We start from the raw sequence: 20,435 nt of genomic DNA, 5'->3' as shown, positions 1-20,435 counted from the left end.
ACACCCGAGAAGCTTCCGATTCGGGCCACACGGTGAGGCCTGTGGCCGCCCTCGTCTGTGGACAACGACGGTCGTCCACAGAACCCGAACGGGACCGTCCGGGCCAGTGCCCGACAACGACGCTGCCCACATGCGTCGAGAGGAGGAGCGATGGGATGGATGGGCCCGGTCGTGGACGGCCAGGAGCATGAAGGCTGGGTAGTGCCGCTGTTCGCCGACGGCGCGCAAGGCGCCGGCACCAGCAGCGCCCGCGGTGTGCTGATAGCCCGGCGACCCGACGACGGGCCGTCCGACGGCGACCAGGTGCGGCTGATCTACCGCGACGGCTGCGCCGCCGACGGCCTCTGGGAGGACGGCGCGGTCATCTGCGGCGCCGGATTTATGTCTGCCCACGCCAGCGGCCAGGTCCGTCTTGAGGTGATCGAGCAGGTGGAGGAGTGGCGCCCCGATGCTGAGGTCGTCGGCTGGGCCGCTGGCTGCACGTGCGGGTGGCGCGGCACCCCCTGGACTCGCGTACCACTGGAGCTGGCAGACCCGGCGGCGCGGCGGCTCACCGGCACAGACCCATGGGCCGATCTGGAGGCCGCCGACGAGATCCGGGTGATGCAGGAATGGTGCGGGCATATCGCCGGATGGAAGGCCCTGGAGGAGGTGGAACAGGCCGCCGCCAGGGAGGCCGCCGCCGCCCGTGCGCTGGACGAGGCGGTGTGCGGCGCACTCGTGGCCGGGGCCTCGTGGGCCGACATCGGCCGGGTTACCGGCATAACCGGCCGGTCGGCCACCGAGCGGTGGTCGGTCCGTGACTGAGCAGCCGACCGGCCACCCCAGGCGGCGGAGCGACGCCTCCCGGCAGGGCAGCGGACCATGCTCGTCATCGACCTCGACGGCGAGCTACTGGCGCCGCTGCGTGCCGGAACGGATTCTGCTGTGCCTGAGGACGCGGGAGCATGGCGCCCGGCAGGGCCCAGGCACCGAGCCGCTGCCAGTGCCGGCGCCACTGGCCGACCGAGTCGCCCTCGCCGCAGTGCAGCGACTGCTTACCGCCCTGACGCCCGCCCAGTCCCGGGGATCCGAGCGCGGCCGGCTGCCCGCCGCGGACGGGCGCATCTGCAAAGGCTGCCCGCCCCGGACGGGCGCATCTGCAGAAGGCTGCCCGCAATCTAGGGAAACGGAAAACGGCCTGGCTGACTGACCGACCTTAAGCCGGTGCCGTATTGGCCCATCGTTTGATCTTTGACCGCCTGGCCACGCGGTGAAGAGGGCTTTCGGGTCCTCAACTCAAAAGGCACCCGGCCTCCTGGACGCGGGTCGGCAAAGGTCTCGTCCGCCGGTCGGCCACCGTTACCGAGCACGGTCCAGGGTGTACCCGTGCCGCACCCAGCTGCCGCCCCGCCGGCTCAGCATGCCCGTCGACACGTCACCAAATTGACTCGAGGGTCGGCATCCTGTCGTAGGGGTGTGCTTTCTTACGGTGAGTGTTCGACGGCGGCCGCGCTAGAGCGGCAGCACCGGATGCGTCGAGGAGATGGAGGCTGGGCGGTGACTGAGTTGACCTACGACGAGATCGTCAGCCGTCGCCGGCACCCGGCGTGGCGCCTGCTGCAGGCCGATCACGCACCGCTGGTCCTCGGCTTCCTCGTCGCCTGCTTCCTCGAGCCAAACCGCCGCGAGCTGCAGGCCACCGAGGTCAGCGCAGCCCTGGAGGACTACCTCACCGCCGTCCGCGAGGAGTCACACCCGTACCCGCGCTCCGCCGAGGCGTACCTCAAGGAGTGGGCTGATCCATCGGTCGGCTGGCTGCGCGGTTCGTACCCCGCTGGCTCCGACGAGCTGCACTACGCCCCGACCGCCGCCGTGGAGATCGCCGTCGGGCTCTGTCGCGAACTCGGACCCCGCGAGTTCGTGGGCACCAGCAGCCGGATGCTGACGATCCGCGACCTGCTCCGGCAGATCACCGTCGGCTCCAGCGAGGACCCGCAGGAGCGCATCGACGCGCTGCGTCGGCAGCGCGCCGACGTCGACGATCAGCTCGCCAAGGTCCTGTCTGGTGAGGACACCCGCATGGACGCCACAGCCGTCCGCGAGCGCTATCAACAGATCGTCGCGACCGGCCAGGAGCTGCTGGCTGATCTGCGCGCCGTCGAGGACAACTTCCGCACCCTGGACCGGCAGGTCCGCGCGCAGGCGGTGACGTGGGACGGGCCACGCGGGCAGTTCCTCGAAGCGGTGTTCGGCTCGACTGCGCAGATCGGTGACTCCGATCAGGGCCGCAGCTGGACCGCCTTCTGGGAGCTCATGCTGTCCAGCTCCCAGCAGGACGAGCTTGAGCAGCTGCTCAAGGCTGTCGAGGAGCTCGATGCCCTGCGTGGCCGCACCGGCCAGGTTGAGCGCGTCCTGCGCGCGGACCTGTTCGACGCCGCGACAGTCACGATGGACACCGTCCGCGCCCTCTCCGGGCAGCTGCGCCGCTTCCTCGACGACGCAGAGTGGGCTGAGTCGCGGCGCATCCACACCTTGTTGCGGCAGGCACTCGCCGCCGCGCTCGAGCTCCGCGACGACGACAACCGCAAGGTCAAGTTCGAGTTGCCCGACCTGCGCGCCGATATCCGCATGCCGGTCGAACGGCCGCTCCGTACCCCGTACACCCCGGCGACGTTGGACGCGCCAGAGCTCGACGCCGAGACAGCCCCGGTCGACCTGACAGCGCTCATGTCGGTGCAGCACGTTGACACCGAGCGGCTGCGCGACTGCGTCCGCGCGACCGTCGTCGAACACGGCGGTGTCACCAGCCTTGGCGACATTGTTGCCGCGCACCCTCTGACTCTCGGACTGGCCGAGCTGGTCGGCTATCTGCAGATCAGCGCCAGCGAGGGCGGCACTGCCACCACCGACACGCAGCGGATCGGCTGGGCCGACGACGCCGGCGTGCACCGCATCGCCGAACTCCCGCTGGTCATTTTCACCTCCGCGGCGGCCGCAGCCGCGGGCAGCGCAAGGGGACCCGCATGAGCACACGCGCCGCCGAGCTCGGCGTCTCGACCGCCGCCGCGAAGCTGCTACTCGGCCCGGTATACGAAGACGAGAGCAGCCGGGTTTGGTCGGCGCTGCTGGACAACGAGGCGGCCGTGCGCGACTACGTCGCAGTGCTCGGCCTTCGTCTGGTGCTCGATAACGTCGAGCGGTACGCCTTCCTGCGCCGCAGCGACGACGCCGATGAGGCCATTCCTCCGCTCATGCGCAAGCACGTGCTCAGCCACCACGTCACCGTGCTGCTGGTCGTGCTGCGCGAGCGCCTGGCCGCGGCCGATGCTGCGTCCGACACCCCGCGAGCGATCGTCACGCAGGCTGATTTGGTCGAGCAGTTGCGGCTGTACTACCCGGACGGCACGCTCGAGGACCGGATCGTCACCGACATCGGCCGGGCCGAGAACCTCGGGTACCTGCGCAAGCTCAAGGGCCCGCAGCCGACCTATGAAGTCCGGCGGATCCTGAAGTCCGTTGTCACGGCCGAGTGGCTCGCTGAGTACCGCGACCGGCTACTGACTGGTGATGACCCCGACGCCGTCCTGGACGAGCCCGTAGACCTCCCCGACGCGGACGGGCCCCGCGCTGAGACCCCCGCCGGCGGTCCCGCGGACATCCCCTCAACGGCGCCTGCTGACCTGCTCACCGAACCGGTCGCCCGGACGGGGCGACCGGATGTGTCGGCACAGGCACCGCCATCTGCCGGCACCGACCAAGCTGGTCCGGCCACCGTCGAGCAGACCCTGTTCGAAGTCCCTGCCACGGGCAGTATCACCCAGGAGAGCGCGTGACGACCGGAGTCGGCCCCGACGGGCAGGACATGCCGCCGCCGCCGCTGCTCACCCCGAATGACCTTGCAGCCCCGAACGCTGGGCCGACCACGTCCGCGCGCGACATCGATCTGCCCCGGCATCCTGCGGTGCCGAAGTCGGAGCAGGACGTTGCACCGGAGACTGCACCCACTCTGCAGGCGCGCGTCGCCGATGGCGTCCGGCTCGACACGCTGCAGGTCTACAACTGGGGCACTTACCACAGCAAGGTCTACACGCTCGGTCTGCAGGGCGGCAACGGCCTCCTGACCGGGGACGTCGGCAGCGGCAAGTCCACCCTCGTCGACGCCATGACGGCGTTGCTTGCCCCGGCCAATCGCATCGTGTTCAACGCCGCCGCTGGAGCCGACCGTGACGAGCGCTCGCTGACCTCCTACGCCCTAGGCCAGTACGGCAAGATCGAGGATGAAAGCACCAGTAGCTCTCGGGCGCAGTACCTGCGCACCCGCGCTGGCACGCTCTCCGCGATCGTGGCCACATTCGCCAGCCTGACCGGATTAATCAGCGGCGGGCTCGTCCTGACCTTCAATGACCGCACCTCCGCGCCGCAGCGCATGTACCTGGTCGCCGACCGATCTGTCGATATCGAGACCGGCCTGCTCGGCCACGCCGACATCAAAGGCGTCAAGGCGTCGCTGCGTGCCAGCGGCATCGAGCTGTTCGACAGCTTCGAGCGTTACCAGGGCGCGCTGTGCCGCAAGCTAGGGCTCAGCCCCGCCGGTCTGGCGTTGTTCGCCACCACCGTATCGATGAAGCAGGTCGGCAACCTCACCGACTTTGTCCGCTCGCACATGCTCGACGCTCCCGACATCGGCCGGGTCATCGACACGATGCTCAGCCACTACGGCGACCTGACCCGGGCCCACGACCTCGTCGTCGACGTACGCAAGCAGCTCGAGGTCCTCGACGAGGTCGAGCGGTACAGCCGCCGCTACGACGACAGCGGCGCCCGGATCAGCGCGACCGAGCACGCCGCCCGAGCCGTCCCGGCACACGTCGACCGGCTGCGGGCCACGCTGCTGCAGTCCGCGATCAGCGAGGCCGAGGGCAATCTGCCGGCGCTGGCCTCGCAGATCGACCGCATCGGGCAGGACATCGCCCTCGACCGCGAGCGTGAGGTCGCGCTCAACGTCGCGCTCAACGAGGCCGACGGCGGCAAGGTCGAGACGGCCCGGCTCGGGCTCGTCGAGGCCCGCAAGCAGGTCGAGCAGGTCGCCACCAGCCACGCGAAAGTGCTCGAGTGGGCGGCTGCGGCGGAGGTCCGCCCACCCGCCGGGCCGGAGGAGTTCCCCGCCTTCCGCGGCGCGCTAGACCGCGCCCGCCAGCGCACTACAGAGGAGCAGGCCGCGCAGGACGATGCGTTCTTCGCCGCACGAACGGTGGTCAATGAGATAGCCGGCCAGCTCAAGGCGACCGAGGATGAGCTGCGCGACGCGGGCACCCGAGACAGCAACATCCCTACCGACGCCGTGCGGCTACGCGACCTGATGTGCACAGAGCTGGGCTTGCCGGCTGGAGTGCTGCCGTACGCCGGTGAGCTGCTCAGCGTCGCCGCCGATCACAAGGCCGACTGGGAGCCCGCCGCCGAACGGCTGCTGCGGCCGCTGGCGTTGTCGCTGCTGGTGCCCGACCAGCACTATCGGGCCGTCGCAGCTTGGGTCGACAGCCACCACCTCCGCAGCCGCCTCGTCTACCAAGCCGTCCGCGGCCGACTCGAGCCGGTCATCGCACGCGGCGACTCGATGGCTGCCAAGATCGAGATCAAGACTGGCACGGTCGTCAGCGACTGGTTGGCCGCCGAGGTCGCCCGCCGGTTCCGGCACGTGTGCGTCGACGACGCCACCGCACTGGCTACGCACGAGACAGCAGTGACCCGAGCCGGGCAGATCAAGGGCGGCAGCCGGCACGAGAAGGACGACCGGCACAAGCTCGACGACCGCAGCCGCTACGTGCTCGGCTGGGACAACCGCGCCCGACGCGCCGCCCTTGCCCAACAGGTCGAGCAGCTGCGTGAGCAGGTCACCGACGCCGTCGCCGAGTGGGACATCGTCAAGAAGGCCGGCGTCGCGCTCAAGGACCGCACAGACGCGGTCACCCTGCTGTGGCAGACCTGCACCGACCCGGCCAGCGTCGACCTCGCCGGCGCGCACGAGCGGGTTAAGCAGTCCAAGCAGCACTACGACACGCTCGTCAATGACCCGACGATCGCCAAGGTCATGGCCGAGCTCACGCTGGTACTGGCCCGGCTGAGGGAGGCCGACGATCGGCGCACCGAGCTGACCCGGCGTAGCGGCCAGGTAACCGGACGGATGGAAGAGTGCCGCCGCCAACTGGGCAAGATCGACGTGGTCGACGTCGAGCTCGAGAGCACCCCCGCCGAGCTGTTCGCCGCCGCGCTCGCCGAGGCCGGCGACGAGCCCGAGCAGGTCGAAGACTGCGGGCACTGGCAGAACGCGATCCTGGCAGGGCTGGAGCGCGTACGTGCCCTGGCGACGCAGAACCGCGCGCGTGCCGGGCAGTACCTGGTCGCCGAGCAGCAGAAGTTCGCAGCAGGTTGGCCCCAGCTCTGCGAGGAGATCGACACGCGCAGCACCGAAGTCCGCAACGAGCTGTTGGAACTGCAGCGCCGGCTAAAGACCGATGACCTGCCGCGCTTTGAGGCCGACTTCCGCACCCACCTGGAGAAGCAGGCGATCAACGAGATCGCCGCGTTTCACCGCGGGCTGGTCAATGAGTCGAAAAAGATCGCGGGACGTCTCGAGACGATCAACGCGGCGCTGGCACGGACCAACTTCGGCGCCGACACCTACATCGTCCTCGAAGCTAAGCCGACCACCAGCCCGCAAATCCTAGACTTCCGGGCCGATCTGCGCTCGATTACCGAAGGTGCGGTCGACGACGATGAGGAGAGCCTCTACTCCGAGGCTCGTTTCCTGCGGGTGCGTGACCTCCTCGACCGCTTCGTCGGCCGGCCAGATTCGGTAGTCGCGGACAGGGGATGGGCTACGCGGGTCACCGACGTGCGGCAGTGGTTCACCTTCGCTGCCTCCGAGCGGACCCGCGAGGACGACACTCAAGTCGAGTACTACACCGACTCTGACGGCAAGTCTGGCGGGCAGAAGGAGAAGCTTGCCTACACCATTCTGGCAGCGAGCCTGGCCTACCAGTACGGCTTGGCCGACGGTCGCGCGGACGCCTTTCGCTTCGTGATGATCGACGAGGCGTTCACCAAGGGGTCCGACGAGGCTGGGCGGTTCGGCATGGACCTGTTCACCCGGCTCGGACTGCAGATGCTCGTCATCACGCCGCTGCAGAAGATTTGGACGATCGAGCCGTACGTGTCCGCGGTCGGCTTCGCGCACGCGGTCGGCCGCCGCTCAGAGATGATCACAATGACGGTGGAGGAGTACCGGGCCCGGAGGGCCGCGCACGCCTACGGACCGCCTGCTCTTCCGGCCGCCGTTGACGAGGGCGGCGACATCGCCGCCAGCCCCAGCTCCGACGCGCGCCCTGACCGCGACCGGGCGGTCGACGTGGTCCTCACTCCGCGGGTCCAACAGCCGTTCTCCGACGCTGGCTTGCCGCAGCCCCCGGCATGAGCAAGCCCACGACAGCGAGATGGGGGACCGCTGCGGCGGTAAAGGCAGCCGCCCAGACCGCATGGGACGCGGGCCATGTGCTGCGCGAGCTGCACCAGAGCCCGCAGGAGCGCGCCCACTTCCCGCGCCGGGTGCGGCTGAGCGGACCGAAGTCCGCTGACCTTGCCGAGCACCTCTTCGAAGTGAGCACGTGGGCGCGAGGGCTGCGCACCGCTGCGTCGGCGCAGGGGTGGCGGCTGGAGACCCGCACGATGAGCGCTGGCGCGCTCGGCCGGCAGACCGTCCCGGTGTACGCCTGGCTCGACACGCCGCCAATAGCGCTCGGCGTTCTCGGTCGGGCCGCCGCCACGCAGGCCGACACGTTCGCCCGTTGCCTTCAGCAGGCTGAGGGAAGCCCGTCCGCGACAGAGGTCGCGCTGGCCCGTCCGCACGCTGTGGTCGCAGCCGCCACCGACTGGCCGCTGCTGCTGGCGATCGTCGACTGGGTGGCCGAGCATCCGCGCCCGGGCGTGCACATCCGCCAGGTTCCGGTCAGCGGGGTGCACACCAAGCTCGTCGCCCAGCACGAGGCGCTTCTGTCCAGGCTGCTTGACGCCCGGCTGCCCAACACTGCGATTAACCCGGACGCGGGCACGTTCACCGGCCGGTTCGGCTTCACTTCCCCGGACCGGCACGTGCTGCTCGCCGGCCGGCCGGAGGTTCTCGGGCTGCCCCGTTCGACCGACCCCGACCAGTCGAGCCCGTCGACCGCGGTGGCGTTCTGGCCGATCACCGCGCTGCAGGCGCTCGACCCGCCGGCGGTCGGGATCGACACGCTGCTGGTGACTGAGAACAAGCTGAGCGCTGAGACCGCACCCCACCTTCCCGCTCAGCTCGTACTGTGGGGCTCAGGGAACGAGGCCAGTTCGGTGCTGGCGGCTCTGCCCTGGCTGCACAAGGTCCGCGTTCGCTACTGGGGTGACGTAGACACGCACGGGCTGGCGATCCTGGGCCGGGTCCGGCAGGTCGCGCCGCACGTCGAGCCGATCCTGATGGACCTGGCGACGCTGCATGCCCATCAGGAGCACTGGGTCGTCGAGACCACACCGACCCGTAGCGAGGAGCTGCCCGGACTGACCGCTGCTGAGGCCGAGCTGTACCGGCTGCTGCGCGACAACGTGATCGGCGACCGGGTCCGTCTGGAGCAGGAGTTCATCCGCTTTGACCGCGTCCTCACAGCGCTGGCGACTAAACAGCCGCTGTCCCGGCCGGCCCCCGATCGTCCTTAAAGCTGTTGCAGATCTACGACGCGACGGGCCGTCCAGGAGGCTCTACCCGACCGTGGGCGTGGCTGGACTGGCAGCGACTCTGCACTGGTGCCTGGGATGCCAACATGGCTGGCCGCCGGCAACCGCTTGGCGCCGGACGTGCTCCCTGCGCCTGGCAGCGGTGGGCGACTCGAGAAGAACCATGGCTGGCGATCATCACCTGGGTCGAGCGGACCTACCACCGCCGGCGCCGGCAACGCCGACTCGGACGACTCACCCCAGTCGAGTACGAGACACTCAACCTCGCCGCTACCGCGGCCTGACCACCACACCCAACGAGTCAACTCAACTCGGGCCAGTTCCGCTCGACGAAATGACACTCGAAACGTTGCGGTGGTTGAACGCGTGGCGGAACTATTCGGTCCACAACGATGCGACGGCGCGGCAGCGACTGGCGACCTTCGTTCCCCCGGGCACTGAGGTCGACTGGCTCACGGCCGACATGGCGGAGGCAGTTGTCAGTCGCATGGACGACGCTTTTACGGACATCGGGGGATGTATCGGCTGGCGGACACTGCCCGGTCTGCACTCGGCCTTGCTGTGGCTCGCGCACGACGAGATTTGAGACGAGTGCTCGAGTCGATCGTCCAAGCGACGGCGCCCTGCGGCTCCTAACGTCGGCCTCTGCAAGTCCCCGCGCTGAGCAAGTAGCTGACCACTGCCAGCCGCCTGTGGCACGACGATGCGGCGTGCTCCTCTGCCCTAGGTGGCTGACGTTTCCGAGGCCCCTTGAATCCCGCATTGTCCCGTAGTCGTCGCGAGACCCTGAATTATCTGCAATTGCTGCAGACCCCACCAATTAGGTTCGTACGCGCGACGTGCACGGTGCACTGAGTGCAGCGCTCGGTGAGACTTGCTCGACGTGTGCAGTCACAGTTCTTGCATCTGGGGCAGAACAGCTGGCCGCAGTCGTCACACGGCCACCCGGTGACACGACCGGCGTACCCGCACCGGCAGGAGAACTGCTCGCTGGGTCGGGCATCCGGCGCAGCGGTCGAGGCGGGTAGATGCAGGCGCTCTGCGCCCCACAAGTCGGTGACAGCGATGACGCTGTAGGTGCGCACCGCAGTTGCGGCGGCGTTGAGGTAGAAGGTCTCGCGGTCGCCCCACGGCGTTGCCCAAAAGGATTCCCGGCAGATCTGGGCGCCAGGCCGCAGGAATCTCAGCGGATGTCCCGTAGGCAGAGGCTGGTCGCGCGTCGGGTAGATCGGCAGGGGGCCGACGCGAGTCGCATGTACGACGGTCTGCGTCGCGCGGGCGGTCAGCACTACCGCGCCAGCGCAGGTGAGTCGGCCGGCCAGTGCGATGGCACACACGATCTGGCTCGCCTGCGTGCGGGTGAAGAGCTCAATGAGGTGCTGACCGGTGATCGGGCCGGCACCTATCACGGCCGCCAGTTCCGCGTCCGGGATTAGTAGGGCGGACGCGATTTCATCACACATGCGCTCCTGTTCCGCGCCGGGCTCTGCCTGATCGGCGAGCCAGCCCAGAGCGTCGTCGTCGGCATCCACGAGCAGGTGCGCGTACTCGTGGGCGAGCGTGAAGTGTTCCCGACGGGAGTCGGGTGTCGCGGCGTACAGCACCGTGCGTGGGCCCGCGAGTGACAGTCCGTCGCACATCCCGCCAGCGCCCCGAGCGGACGACAGCTGCGGGACCTCCTGCACACGGACGCCGCACTCCGCCAGTGCACGCTTCGGATTTTGGAGGAAGGCGGCACGGACGTGCTCGGGCACGGTCCGCAGAAGCCGCTGGACATGTTCACTTGGGTTCACTGTCCGTCCAGGAGGCTCGAAACGCCGCGAAGGGCGGTCAAGATCGCCAGCAGTGTGTCGACCGAGGCGTCCGTCCGATTTCGGAAGTTCGCCCCGGCGAGAAGGCCAGTCAGCTGTGTGCGCAGTTGGTTAGGCGCTAGACCGATCTCATTGGCCCACTCTCGTAGTAGGGCTGCGACGCGTTCGTCGTCGAAAGGATCCTCGGCTGGTCGAACGGAGGCTGGCCGCGCCAGTAGGTCGGTGTCTTGCACGTGGAGTACACCAGCGATAGCAGCGATGAGCGCGCGCGGAAGGACCGTATCTGCCTTGTGCCAGCGCATCGTCTCGGGTGCGTCGATTGGCCAGCCGCGATGCCGTAGGGATGCCACGAATTCGTTGAGCGTCATGCCGTTGCGTCTACGTGTCGATGCCAGCTTGCGAGCGTCGAGAGCGATGCTCGGATCGGCGACCAGTCCGAGCATGAGCGCGACCGGATCGTCGTCCGACACCGGAGTGAAGGCGAAGGGGGCGGCGTCGTCTGCGCGGGCCAGTTCCTCGGACTCGGGGAAGGCGCTGCTGCTCTCGTCGCTGACGGCCGCGGAGCGTGCGATCTGACGCAGCGCGTCCAGCCACGGGGCGAGGTCGTCGACCAGGTCTTGCAGGTCGGGGGTCAAAGGCTCGATGCGCGCACCGCGCTGTCGCGCGATGAGCGCGCGTTCGAGCGCCGTGCGGTCGAGGTCGCTGTTGTCGGACGTTCGGTGCTCAGTCACCGTGACGGTTCACCTCCTCTCGTAGTTGGCGCATGGCCTGGTCGTACAGCTGGCCGACGCGCTGTCCGCTCAACCCGAGCTCCCGGCCGATGTCGCGGTTGGTGCGTTCGAGGGCGGCCTTCTGCAGCACGATCTCGCGCTGCCGATCCGGCAGGGTGCGGAGGGCAGCATCGAGGCGACGTCGCCGGGTGGCGTCGTCGAGGCGCTGGGCGGCGGTGTCACCGGTGGGGTCTGCGGGGGCACGCTCCTGGCCCGCCACGTCGACGGGGTCCTCGACCGGCTGCGTCCGGGCACTGCTCTTCAGGATGTCCAAGCAGGCGTTGGTGACCGCGCGCAGGAGGTACGCCTCCCAGTTGGGTTGCTCGGTCAACGATCCGTCCTGCTGCTGCTGCAGCAGTCTGCCGAAGACCGTCATCAGCGCGTCGCCGGCCGCGTGCTGCTGGTCGCCGGGCAGGACGCGCTGCGCCTGCCGGAGCAGCCGCGGGTGGTGCCGCGCGTACAGCGCGGCGACGTCGGTGTGCGCGGGCGGAGCCGGGCGCGCGTGCCGGCCCTGCTGGTCGGGCTCCGGCACCACGCTCACCCGGACAGTATGGCCGAGGTCACGGTGCGTCGGGTGGTGATCACGCGATGGCGGGCTGGTCGGTGTACAGCCCGCGGTACCAGCGCCGGCGGACCCCGGAGTGGCACAGGCAGCGGCCGGTCGAATCGGCCGGAGAGCGCCGCACCAGCCCCGGTGGCAGCCCGGCCAGGTCGGCGTCCACCCGTCGGTCGACCAAGGGGAGCCCTCGCAGCTGCTTGATCACCTCCACGGCGGCCAGCACGCCGGCGAACCAGGAGATCTGCGGTGCCGCGACGGCCAGCACGCCGTCGTCGGCGATGGGACCACGCAGCTCCATCTCGGCATAGGCCTGGCGCACGAGGTCGGTCAGCGGCGCACCGATCAACCGTTCCCGCCGTTCGGCCGGCAGGCGGCCGGCCTGGATCGCAAGGTCGACGTCGAGCGGGGTGAGGCGCCCGTCCGGTTGTAGCAGCGCGAGGATCCGGGTGACGGGAAGCCCGGTGGTCTCGGCGTGCGCACCGGCCTGGGTGAGCGGGGGTGCGGCGCTGACGTAGTCGCAGAAGGGGCAGGCCAGGCCGTCGGCGAACCGCTCCCGCTGGGCGTGCAGCGCCAGGCCGGCCACCCCGAGCGACAGCGTCTCCCGCGCCAGGACGTCGGTGACGTCGAGACGCCCAGCCAGGGTGTCCACGGACGAGAGCAGCAGCCCGTCGAAGCCCGGCCGGTCCCGGGCCCGGGTCCACTCCGCCACCGGCGTCGGCACGCCGTGGGCGGTCAGTCCCAGCGTGTTCAGCCGTTCGGCCAGCCAGGTTGCCTTATGCCCGCTCTCGGTCCCGAGCAGGGCGGGATACCGGAACGGATTGCGGCTCGGGTCAAGGATGTCGGAGTCCACGGCGATCAGCTCGAACAGCTGCCCACCGGCAGGTCGGGCATCCGGAGCCAGCGCGGGAGCCAGGCAGCCGGCGAGCAGGGCGGCGGCGCTGGTGCCCACCGAGCCGACGCCGGCGACGGCTAGGGACAGCGGCGCGCTGAACGCCACCGGGGACAGCGAGGGGGCGGCGGTGAGCCGGTAGTCGATCAGGTTGGTGACATAGAGGCCCTCCAGCCGGACTCCGGGATGGCCGACCGGGCCGAGCACCTCGCCCAGGAGCTGGCTGACCGCTAGGCAGGCCGCGGCGTGCACGCCGAGGGCGTGGCCAGCCGGGTCGCCGAGCGGCTGCGGCACCCGGGCCAGCCGGACGGTGTAGTCGTCGCCACCGACCGCGAGGTGGCCGGGCGCTACCTGGTTGCCGAAGGTGACGGTCACCTCGCTCACCGGCGGGGCCGTCGGAGTGGGCCGCACCGGCAGCAGGGCGGTGAGCAGCGCGTCGGAGTCGACGGCGCCCCACCAGTTCGGGCTCAGCGGCACCGGCGGATCGAGGGCGACGTGCCCGAACAGCCGGGCGACCAGGCCGACGAAGGCGGCGAGAGCAACGGTGTGCGCGCCGGTCATGTCCGGTCCGGTCCGGATCACCACCCGCGTGCCGTCCAGCCGGGCCAGCACGTCGGCGGCGTGCGGGCTGCGCCCGTCGGGGCCGCCGATCAGACGCAGCCGCGGGTCCTCGGTCATCGCCCGTTCTCCGGCATGCCGCCGATCCACCGGTCCCGCCCGGCCCCGGGGGGCAGGCCGCACCAGCCGGTGCGGTCCCGCCGGAGCACCGCGCAGGCGTCCAGACCCCGGCGGAGGCCCAGGCCGAAGAACGGCACGACGATCGACAGCGCCCCCTCGTGGGTGAGGACCGGGTTGGCGTCGTCCGCCGCCGAGTGGAACGCCTCTGCCGGGTGGGAGTGGATGCGGGCGACGAACAGCTCTTCGGCGGTCAACGCACGGGCCAGTTCCAGCTGACCGGCGCGGGTCACCTCGACCGCGACGTGCCCGGCCGGGCTGCGCCACGGCTGTTGATCGGGAATGATCAGGGCCGGTCCGCCGGGCCCGATCTTGATCATGGCGGTGCCCTCCAGGCCCCGGGTGCCGCAGGCCTCGAAGAACGCGCCAGCGTCAAGGAGTAGCTGGTGAGGGAGCAGGAGCGGGGTCACAGGCCGGCCTTCCGCAGCAGGTGGTCCAGCAGGCTGTCGGCGCGGTGCCGGTACCGGTCGGTGTCCCAGCGCTGGGCGTAGTGGGACTCGTGGGCGTAAAACGCCCGGGTGCCGCTGACGCACACGAACGGGATGTCGAGGCTGCTGTGGATGCCCAGCGCGAAGCCGGGAATCCACTGCTCCAGGGGCAACACCCGGCCGTGCCGGTCGACGAGCGTCGCGTCGTACGGCTCGGCGTCGTAGTCGCGGCCGTCCAGCCGCAGGATCCAGCTGCCGTCCGGTCGCACCAGGGTCATCAGCAGCTGGGCGCCGTCCCGCCGCAGGTCGTGCGCGCGGGCCCCGAGGTGGTCGCGGGCCTGGCGGACCTCCAGGTCGAGGAGGCCCTCCAGCACCGCGGGGTGCAGCGCCATCAGCCGTCGACCTGGGGAGCGCGGTTGATCAGCACCAGCACGTCGTCCTCGACGATGCCGGCGTCGCGCACGGTGGCGGTGGGGTCCAGCTCCGCCTGGTGGCCGGTCCGCGGCAGGGTCAGCGCGTACCCGCCCTCGGGCAGCTGGCCGCGGTGGACGAAGTACTTGACCGCGTCGGCGGTGACCTCACGAACCGTGTCGGTGGGCTTGACCGTCTCCTTGCGGCTGTGGCCGGCCAGGGTCCGCACGGTCACCTTGAAGGGGTGCTTGTCCTGCGGGGCGGGCGTGCCGGTGCTAGTGGGGTCGAGCTTGCTGCTGGTCATCGGGCTGCCTTTCGGGTTGGCGGTCGGTCTGCCGTGTAGACGACGACCGACGGCCGAGTGAAAGGGCTCCAGGAGGAGGCTCGCCTGATTCAAGGGACCCGGCTCCTGCCTCGGGGTGCGCCCGGCCGGAGCTCGGGCGGCGAGACCATGGCAGAAGTGCGTCGGCCCGCCCGGTGCGGCGGTCGCGTGGGCACGGGCATCCCGACGCCGGACAGTGAATTGACCCTGTCGCGCAGGCATCGCTTACTCATCGAAAACGTGCTCCGACGAGCGCATGTAGTCAACGAGGCCCAACGGTATAGCTGCTGCTCAAAGCGACAAATCGTCAATTGGCAGTATTGATCAACTAGGTCAAGATCAAATCGCAGGATCCAACCGCGGTGCTAGTTCTTGACCTCCGTCGTTGGACCGGCGTCAGTTCCAGTCGGCGTCGGGGAAGCTGTCTCGCCGTGACGCGGCTCGGATGATGGCGTCGCCTGCTCCTCCAGGGCCGCCCTCCAGCACCTTCACCGTGGCGCAGGGATACCGGGCTCCGCAGGTCTTGCACTGGCCTTTGGTCTCGCTGTGAAGCTTGTAGACCTCGGAGAGCAACCGCCGATAGAGATCACGCTGTCCGAGAGCGCTGGCGGCTTGCCGCGCTCCGTATGCTTTCGCCTTCTTGGCCTGGCTCTCATATTCGGTCGCCCGCTTGGCCGCGTGGTCGGCGTAGGCCCTGATCCGCGGCTCGTGATCCCTGAGCCGGGCCAGTGCTCGTGAATCCTCGGTCTCGTCAAAGCTCCGACCATGTTCGAGACAAGCTTCGCAAGGCGGCTGAGCGGGAGCGCCCGGCCACCATTCGTACGCGTGAATCAAGCCGCAGCATGTACAACGACCAGCGCGCCGTTCGCGGCGCTCGCCGCTAGCTCCTACACCGAACGGGTTCGCTGTGATCACGCGGTCGAGGCTAGGGCGGACCTCCGACAGTCTTGGGTTCTCGGAGCGGTTGAAACGGCTGCAGCAGGTTCGCTGCGACCGGCAGGCCGGTGACTGGCGACTGCGCGCTTGGTCGTCTGAAGTTGAGTGGCGATGTCACGGATGGATCGGCCGCGAGCGCTGAGCAACGCGACGACCGTTTGCTGTTCGGTTGGGGTGAGCTTGTCGTAGACGACCCCATCGCCGGCCAGTGCGCGCTCGATGGCGACCTCATCGACATCGTCCGGCCGGGAAGCCGCACCAACTGCTGGCGGCGACGGGTCGAAGTCGATGTCGTCCCAAGCCAGCGGTGGCTGCCAGTTGTTCGCGACGGCGTGGGCTCGGGCGGTGTCCGCTGCGACGCGCTGCTCGTCGGTGCACTGCGGTGGTGGGGTGCTTGACAGCCGCTCGTACAGAGTGGCGATGTCCCGGGCCGTCCGAACGGTGACGGATGAACTGGTCAAGCTGCGCCGGAGACTGCCCGGGCGGCGAGCAAGCTCAACCGCCAGCAGTTCGAGCGACCAGCCGATAGCCACGAGGGCTTCCAGGCGGCGCCGAGTTCCGGCGGCGTCGACTCGACTGCGCGGAGCTCGGTCTGCGTCGGCGATGGTGATGCGCAGGATCCGGGTGGCGTTATCAGGGCGGATCCGACGGTCGCCGCGTCTAGGAGAGGCCAGCTCCCGGACGTGGCTCACGGACATGTCGGTGAGCATCGCGATGCGCTCGACGCCGATTCCGGCCGCTCGGAGCGCGACGAGATGCTCATGGACCGGACCGGCAGGGACGAGCGGCTGCCAACGGCCGTACGCGCGCTGCCGGTCGGCGGTGCGTGAAGCGGCGGTGTTGGCGGCGGTGCAGTCAGGACAGCGGCAACGATCCTTGACGTAGGCGGCCCGAGTGCCGTGCACGTGCCGACTCCGTGGGTGGATGCACCCCCGGGGCACCCTCGTAGAGCCTCGGTCCGCGCGCCGGGCGGACCGCTCGGCGGCCAGCCGGTGTTTGTCGCAGGAGTGTCTGCGGTGGTGTGCGTCGGCCAGGGGGATGCTGGCGTACTCCGCTTTGTAGCCGCAGTCAGAGCAGGTGCGGGTCGTTCTCACGGCCGGGGTGGCTGACCGAGCGATCTGTACGGGTGGTTGTCGCCTCGACCGCGGCCGGGAGTATCAGCGCGGAGCAACATGTCCTCGATCCAGTCGGTGCGGACCGTGCCGGCGTCCCCGATGTGCTCGTCGAAGGCCATCGCGGTGAACGTGGAGGCGATGGCCGACCAGTCGGTGTCCGACAGCGGCCGTTCCACGTGTGCTTCAACCGTGGGCCGGTCGACGTAGGCCACGCTGGCCTCGAGCAGGTCGGCTAGATCGGTCAGCAGCCGATACGTGTCACCGCCGTAGGCGGTGACCAACGCTGCGCACGCCTGGCGCCGGACCGCTGGTCCGCCGGCTTCCTCAGGGTCGGTTGAGCACGCAGCGCACAGTGGTCGTTCGCTCGACCCGGTAGGGGAGGAAGAATCGGGGACAGTCTCGTGGGCGTGGCTCGGCACGGCGCTCCTCCCGGCAGTTGGTGCTCGCGCCGGAAGAGGCGCCATCGGACGGCACGTCCTGCCATCCCGGGCTGAAGGCCTGATCGCTTGCGGGATGGACGCCCAGGCACCCAGAGGACGCAGCCAAGAGCGCCGGGAGACGTCCGATGTCAGCAGCGGGCAGCTGACTCGTCAACGAGCTCGCGTCGCTTGAGAAGGTCGCCTCGCAGTCAGGTCTGGAAGCGCATTGCCCTCCGGCTGCTGCAGCGAGGGACTGCTGAGCGCAGGGAGAAGTACAGCAACCGGTACAGCAACGCGGCCCGAACGGCGGCGGACGACTGCGGACGTCGACGGACGTGGCGAGGCGCTGAGCAGCGCAAACCGGATCAAGGTGAACGGTGACGGACCCCGCGCAGGAAACTGGGGGTCAAGGGGTCGCAGGTTCAAATCCTGTCAGCCCGACAGAGCACGACGCAGGGGCCGTTCCCGGGAGACCGGGAACGGCCCCTGCTGCTGTGTGCGGCGGCCTCCCCGGCCGCGACGGTCCCTGCCGGGTGACCCGGTAGGGGGCCCTGGCCCGGCGAGGGGCGGACGTCCCGGTGCGACGGGCCGGCGCACCGTTCAGCCGAAGGTGGCCGACACGATCCGGGCCCGGAAGAACTCGCCGTCGGTCTGCCGGTCGGTGCCCCACCACCAACCCGCGCGCAGCACCGAGGGGACCCTCACGCCGGCGAAGGTGGCCTCCTCGTCGATGGAGACGCCGAAGGGGTACCGCCCAAACGGTGCACCGTCCGGGTTGCCCCACCGCTGCAGCACGGCCTCGAGGAGGCGTCCGTCGGCGCCGACGCGCAGGCGGGTGCGTTCCACCCCGTTCGCCAGCCGCCAGGCCATCACCACGGTGTCGGGCTCGGCGCAGGCCTCCCAGCGGGCGTGCTGGAACATCGTGGGGACCAGCACGGCCTCGCCGGCCAGCCGCCCGGCCGCGCTGAGCGACACGTCCGGACCGCTCGAGGACATGACCGGGAGCAGGCCGAGCAGCCGCCACCCCATCTCCCCGGTGGCCCCGCTGTAGCGGTCGAACCCGGTCACCGGGAGGCCGGCGACCCGTGCCCTCGCCGCCCAGATGAACCCGGACGGCGGAGCGAGCACCTGGCGGGCGGTGAACGAGCGCCAGCGGCCCAGCCGGATCCGTCCGGTCATGGACAGCTCGACGGTCTGCCACAGCGGTGTGCCGGGTGCGAGGGCGTGCCCCAGCCACCGTCGCGCCGGCTCGGGCAGCCCGGCGAGCATCCCGGGATCGAAGGTCCCCGCCTCCGTCGTCCCGATGGACAGCCGGTCCCACTCCTCCCGCACGCTGCGGGCGGCGGCAGGCACCCGACCGTGCCGGCTCATCGGCGCGTCGTGCGACGGCCCCAGCGGGACCAGGCCAGCGGGCCGGACCAGTTGACCGCGATGACCGCCGCCCAGCGTGCCCTGCTGCCGTCGACCTCCTCGGCCGGCCGCGCCGCGAGGTCGGCCCGGGCCGTCGCTGCCGGCGACAGCTGGACCGGACCCAGGACCAGGAGGGTGGTCCGCTGTGCCGGGGTGAGGTCCGGCCACCGTCGTCCTCGCATGCTGCTCCCTCCGCCGTGGCGCTGCGGTCGCCGGGGCGCGGCGGCCGGGGTGGACCGGTCGTGGGTCCGGCCGGCGGGTGCAGCTCACCGCACGGACGCCGTCCGGGGGCAGGGGCGGAGGTCCCTGGCACCCGCCGGGCCCCGGCGAGCCCGGACGGCCGCCGGCGCCGGGTCGCGGTCCGTCATGCCGCGCCGGTGCCCGGGACCTGCCCCGACGGGGGCGGCCGGTCGCCGCGCACGACGAGCACCGGGCAGGCGGCGTGGGCGATGACGTGCAGGCCCACCGAGCCCAGCAGCATCCCGGTGAAGCCGCCGTGCCCCCGGCTGCCGACGACCAGCAGGTCGGCGTCGGCAGCCTGGGCGAGGAGGACCTCCGCCGGGTGCCCCGGCAGCACGTGCCGGGTCACCCGGTCGGCGTCGCCGGGGGACGGGCCGCCGCGGGACAGCACCTCCTCGACGGCGGTGTCCAGGGTCCGGCGGGCATCAGCCGCCCAGTCGACGGCGTCCAGGGGGGTCTCCCACCCGTGCGTGCCCGGCGGGCGCCAACTGGTGACGGCGTGCAGCTGCGCGCCCGTGAGCTGCGCCTGGCCGGCCGCCCACCGGAGCGCCTGCCGGGAGGACGGGGAGCCGTCGACGCCGACGACGATCTTCGGCTGCGCGCGGGCAGGACCGGTCACGGTGCGCTCCTGGGTCGGGGGATGGTGCCGGGGTGCCGGTCCGACCTGGCCTCGGGCGCGGCCACCGCGGGCGACGACGCCCGGGGCCCGACGTCCGGGGCGGGTCCGGCGCCGGGGTGGTCGACGGGGGACGCCCAGTTCTGGCGGCCGGTGCGCGCGACGGCCACCCAGCAGAGGACGGCGGGCACCGCCGTGACCAGCCCGATGGCCGACGTCGAGGTGGCGCCGTCGACCGTCGGACCGGCGTACCCGCGGGTGCTCGACCAGGCCGCCCCTCCCACGGCCGCGCCGACCACGGCGAGCAGACCGGAGGCGGCGAAGGCCGCGTGTCCCGACCACGGCAGGCGGCGCAGGACGGCGATGCCGGCGGCGGCGGACACCGGGAGCAGCAACGCGAGCTCCTGGAACGCCACCGCCCACCAGGCGCCGGGACCGGCGAGGTACTCGGCCGACGGGGCGCCACGTACGACGTCCAGCCAGGCCGGCACGTGACGCCCGAGGACGAACAGCCCCGACCCCATCAGCAGGCCCACCCCGACGAGCGTCCCGGTCGGGCGGTCCAGGCGGGTCGTCGCCGTGGACGCGGCGGACCAGGCGCCGACCGCGACCGCCGTGGCCAGCAGCAGCACCGCGACGAACAGCGGGAGGAAGACCTCGTCGTCCCCGGGGCGACCGGTCCGTTCGGGCACCAGGACCAGCTCGGCGGCGAGGTACCAGTGACCGAGGGCCACGGACAGGGCCAGCAGCGGCCCGGCGGGGGAGCGGCGCCGGAGGAGGAGGGCCGCGGCCAGCGTGAGGGGGACCAGCACGGCCAGGGACACGGCAGCCGACCCCACCAGCCGGTCGTGCAGCAGCGGGGGCACGCGGTGGTCGACGAGGCCGGCGCCCAGGGGGCCCAGCGCCGCCACCGATGCCGTGGCACCCGCCAGTGCCGCCGTCGCCGGAGCCAGCCACCGGGGGATCGAGGCGGGCGGGCGGGCCATGGCGCCTCCGGGGCTGGACGTGGACCGGGCACCGCCAGCGTGGAGCCGG

At 70.8% G+C, this 20,435-nt stretch carries 20 protein-coding genes and 1 pseudogene; 7 read left to right on the top strand and 14 right to left on the bottom strand.

Translation table 11 applies throughout. The annotated features are described in order from the left end of the window. Positions 1 to 159: 159 nt before the first annotated feature. From FB380_RS18395 to FB380_RS18370, 7 genes and pseudogenes are all read left to right on the top strand, one after another. Positions 160 to 807, top strand: a complete 648-nt coding sequence (locus tag FB380_RS18395; RefSeq protein ID WP_166756372.1) for a hypothetical protein — start codon at positions 160 to 162, stop codon at positions 805 to 807. A 732-nt stretch (positions 808 to 1,539) separates the two neighbouring features. Next, positions 1,540 to 3,009, top strand: coding sequence for a DUF3375 domain-containing protein (locus FB380_RS18390; RefSeq protein WP_166756774.1), 1,470 nt, complete (start codon positions 1,540 to 1,542; stop codon positions 3,007 to 3,009). Then, positions 3,006 to 3,815, top strand: coding sequence for a DUF4194 domain-containing protein (locus FB380_RS18385; protein WP_166756773.1), 810 nt, complete (start codon positions 3,006 to 3,008; stop codon positions 3,813 to 3,815). The genes FB380_RS18390 and FB380_RS18385 overlap by 4 nt, the downstream gene beginning before the upstream one ends. Next, the gene (locus FB380_RS18380) at positions 3,812 to 7,453 is read left to right on the top strand and encodes an ATP-binding protein (RefSeq protein ID WP_166756772.1); all 3,642 of its coding nucleotides are present in this window, start codon (positions 3,812 to 3,814) and stop codon (positions 7,451 to 7,453) included. Before FB380_RS18385 ends, FB380_RS18380 begins: the two co-directional genes overlap by 4 nt. Beyond that, positions 7,450 to 8,721: a Wadjet anti-phage system protein JetD domain-containing protein gene (locus FB380_RS18375; RefSeq protein WP_166756771.1), complete on the top strand. Its 1,272-nt coding sequence runs from the start codon at positions 7,450 to 7,452 to the stop codon at positions 8,719 to 8,721. Before FB380_RS18380 ends, FB380_RS18375 begins: the two co-directional genes overlap by 4 nt. A 155-nt stretch (positions 8,722 to 8,876) precedes the next feature. Then, positions 8,877 to 9,023 (top strand): annotated as a pseudogene (locus FB380_RS24175) (IS3 family transposase); the annotation flags it as partial. Positions 9,024 to 9,073: 50 nt separating this feature from the next. Continuing rightward, positions 9,074 to 9,325 carry a hypothetical protein gene (locus FB380_RS18370; protein WP_166756770.1) on the top strand — a complete coding sequence of 84 codons (252 nt, stop codon included), beginning with the start codon at positions 9,074 to 9,076 and terminating at the stop codon, positions 9,323 to 9,325. Between the two features lie 205 nt (positions 9,326 to 9,530). On the opposite strand, the gene FB380_RS18365 is transcribed toward FB380_RS18370, so the two are convergent. From FB380_RS18365 to FB380_RS24890, 14 genes are all read right to left on the bottom strand, one after another. Further along, complete coding sequence (locus FB380_RS18365; RefSeq protein ID WP_166756769.1) at positions 9,531 to 10,493, bottom strand: ImmA/IrrE family metallo-endopeptidase; 963 nt, start codon at positions 10,491 to 10,493, stop codon at positions 9,531 to 9,533. Between the two features lie 35 nt (positions 10,494 to 10,528). After that, complete coding sequence (locus FB380_RS18360; RefSeq protein ID WP_166756768.1) at positions 10,529 to 11,281, bottom strand: hypothetical protein; 753 nt, start codon at positions 11,279 to 11,281, stop codon at positions 10,529 to 10,531. Beyond that, positions 11,274 to 11,861 (bottom strand): RNA polymerase sigma factor, encoded by a 588-nt coding sequence (locus FB380_RS18355; RefSeq protein ID WP_166756767.1) that lies wholly within the window; start codon positions 11,859 to 11,861, stop codon positions 11,274 to 11,276. The genes FB380_RS18360 and FB380_RS18355 overlap by 8 nt, the downstream gene beginning before the upstream one ends. A 40-nt stretch (positions 11,862 to 11,901) precedes the next feature. Further along, on the bottom strand, positions 11,902 to 13,446 hold the full coding sequence (locus tag FB380_RS18350) for a hypothetical protein (RefSeq protein ID WP_166756766.1): 1,545 nt from the start codon (positions 13,444 to 13,446) through the stop codon (positions 11,902 to 11,904). Continuing rightward, positions 13,443 to 13,823, bottom strand: coding sequence for a Mov34/MPN/PAD-1 family protein (locus FB380_RS18345; RefSeq protein WP_166756765.1), 381 nt, complete (start codon positions 13,821 to 13,823; stop codon positions 13,443 to 13,445). Before FB380_RS18345 ends, FB380_RS18350 begins: the two co-directional genes overlap by 4 nt. Before the next feature lie 86 nt (positions 13,824 to 13,909). Beyond that, positions 13,910 to 14,323 (bottom strand): hypothetical protein, encoded by a 414-nt coding sequence (locus FB380_RS18340; protein WP_166756764.1) that lies wholly within the window; start codon positions 14,321 to 14,323, stop codon positions 13,910 to 13,912. Beyond that, positions 14,323 to 14,646, bottom strand: a complete 324-nt coding sequence (locus tag FB380_RS18335; protein ID WP_166756763.1) for a hypothetical protein — start codon at positions 14,644 to 14,646, stop codon at positions 14,323 to 14,325. Before FB380_RS18335 ends, FB380_RS18340 begins: the two co-directional genes overlap by 1 nt. 414 nt (positions 14,647 to 15,060) lie before the next feature. Continuing rightward, complete coding sequence (locus FB380_RS18330; RefSeq protein ID WP_166756762.1) at positions 15,061 to 15,579, bottom strand: hypothetical protein; 519 nt, start codon at positions 15,577 to 15,579, stop codon at positions 15,061 to 15,063. After that, positions 15,576 to 16,505, bottom strand: coding sequence for a response regulator transcription factor (locus FB380_RS18325; protein ID WP_188959646.1), 930 nt, complete (start codon positions 16,503 to 16,505; stop codon positions 15,576 to 15,578). Before FB380_RS18325 ends, FB380_RS18330 begins: the two co-directional genes overlap by 4 nt. A 185-nt stretch (positions 16,506 to 16,690) precedes the next feature. Further along, positions 16,691 to 16,996, bottom strand: coding sequence for a hypothetical protein (locus tag FB380_RS18320; RefSeq protein WP_166756761.1), 306 nt, complete (start codon positions 16,994 to 16,996; stop codon positions 16,691 to 16,693). A 738-nt stretch (positions 16,997 to 17,734) separates the two neighbouring features. Then, positions 17,735 to 18,505 carry a DUF6544 family protein gene (locus tag FB380_RS18315; RefSeq protein ID WP_208383686.1) on the bottom strand — a complete coding sequence of 257 codons (771 nt, stop codon included), beginning with the start codon at positions 18,503 to 18,505 and terminating at the stop codon, positions 17,735 to 17,737. Beyond that, positions 18,502 to 18,726 (bottom strand): hypothetical protein, encoded by a 225-nt coding sequence (locus FB380_RS18310; RefSeq protein ID WP_166756760.1) that lies wholly within the window; start codon positions 18,724 to 18,726, stop codon positions 18,502 to 18,504. Before FB380_RS18310 ends, FB380_RS18315 begins: the two co-directional genes overlap by 4 nt. 182 nt (positions 18,727 to 18,908) lie before the next feature. Next, a complete protein-coding gene (locus FB380_RS24895; RefSeq protein WP_229682216.1) occupies positions 18,909 to 19,403 on the bottom strand; it encodes a universal stress protein in 495 nt (164 codons plus the stop codon). Next, entirely contained in the window at positions 19,400 to 20,386 is a 987-nt protein-coding gene (locus tag FB380_RS24890) for a hypothetical protein (protein WP_166756759.1), read from the bottom strand. Before FB380_RS24890 ends, FB380_RS24895 begins: the two co-directional genes overlap by 4 nt. Positions 20,387 to 20,435: the final 49 nt, after the last annotated feature.

The sequence above is a fragment of the Modestobacter marinus genome (assembly GCF_011758655.1).
Taxonomy (GTDB): Bacteria; Actinomycetota; Actinomycetes; order Mycobacteriales; family Geodermatophilaceae; genus Modestobacter; species Modestobacter marinus.
Note: the sequence above shows the minus strand (reverse complement) of the source record. Positions and strands in the feature narration are given on the sequence as shown.

What these genes read in the sequence shown, in the direction of transcription:
- FB380_RS18335 (WP_166756763.1), bottom strand. Translation starts at nt 14,646, where the DNA reads ATGACCAGCAGCAAGCTCGACCCCACTAGCACCGGCACGCCCGCCCCG.
- FB380_RS18370 (WP_166756770.1), top strand. Translation starts at nt 9,074, where the DNA reads ATGACACTCGAAACGTTGCGGTGGTTGAACGCGTGGCGGAACTATTCG.
- FB380_RS18315 (WP_208383686.1), bottom strand. Translation starts at nt 18,505, where the DNA reads ATGAGCCGGCACGGTCGGGTGCCTGCCGCCGCCCGCAGCGTGCGGGAG.
- FB380_RS24890 (WP_166756759.1), bottom strand. Translation starts at nt 20,386, where the DNA reads ATGGCCCGCCCGCCCGCCTCGATCCCCCGGTGGCTGGCTCCGGCGACG.
- FB380_RS18385 (WP_166756773.1), top strand. Translation starts at nt 3,006, where the DNA reads ATGAGCACACGCGCCGCCGAGCTCGGCGTCTCGACCGCCGCCGCGAAG.
- FB380_RS18345 (WP_166756765.1), bottom strand. Translation starts at nt 13,823, where the DNA reads ATGATCAAGATCGGGCCCGGCGGACCGGCCCTGATCATTCCCGATCAA.
- FB380_RS18395 (WP_166756372.1), top strand. Translation starts at nt 160, where the DNA reads ATGGGCCCGGTCGTGGACGGCCAGGAGCATGAAGGCTGGGTAGTGCCG.
- FB380_RS18375 (WP_166756771.1), top strand. Translation starts at nt 7,450, where the DNA reads ATGAGCAAGCCCACGACAGCGAGATGGGGGACCGCTGCGGCGGTAAAG.
- FB380_RS18340 (WP_166756764.1), bottom strand. Translation starts at nt 14,323, where the DNA reads ATGGCGCTGCACCCCGCGGTGCTGGAGGGCCTCCTCGACCTGGAGGTC.
- FB380_RS18310 (WP_166756760.1), bottom strand. Translation starts at nt 18,726, where the DNA reads ATGCGAGGACGACGGTGGCCGGACCTCACCCCGGCACAGCGGACCACC.
- FB380_RS18350 (WP_166756766.1), bottom strand. Translation starts at nt 13,446, where the DNA reads ATGACCGAGGACCCGCGGCTGCGTCTGATCGGCGGCCCCGACGGGCGC.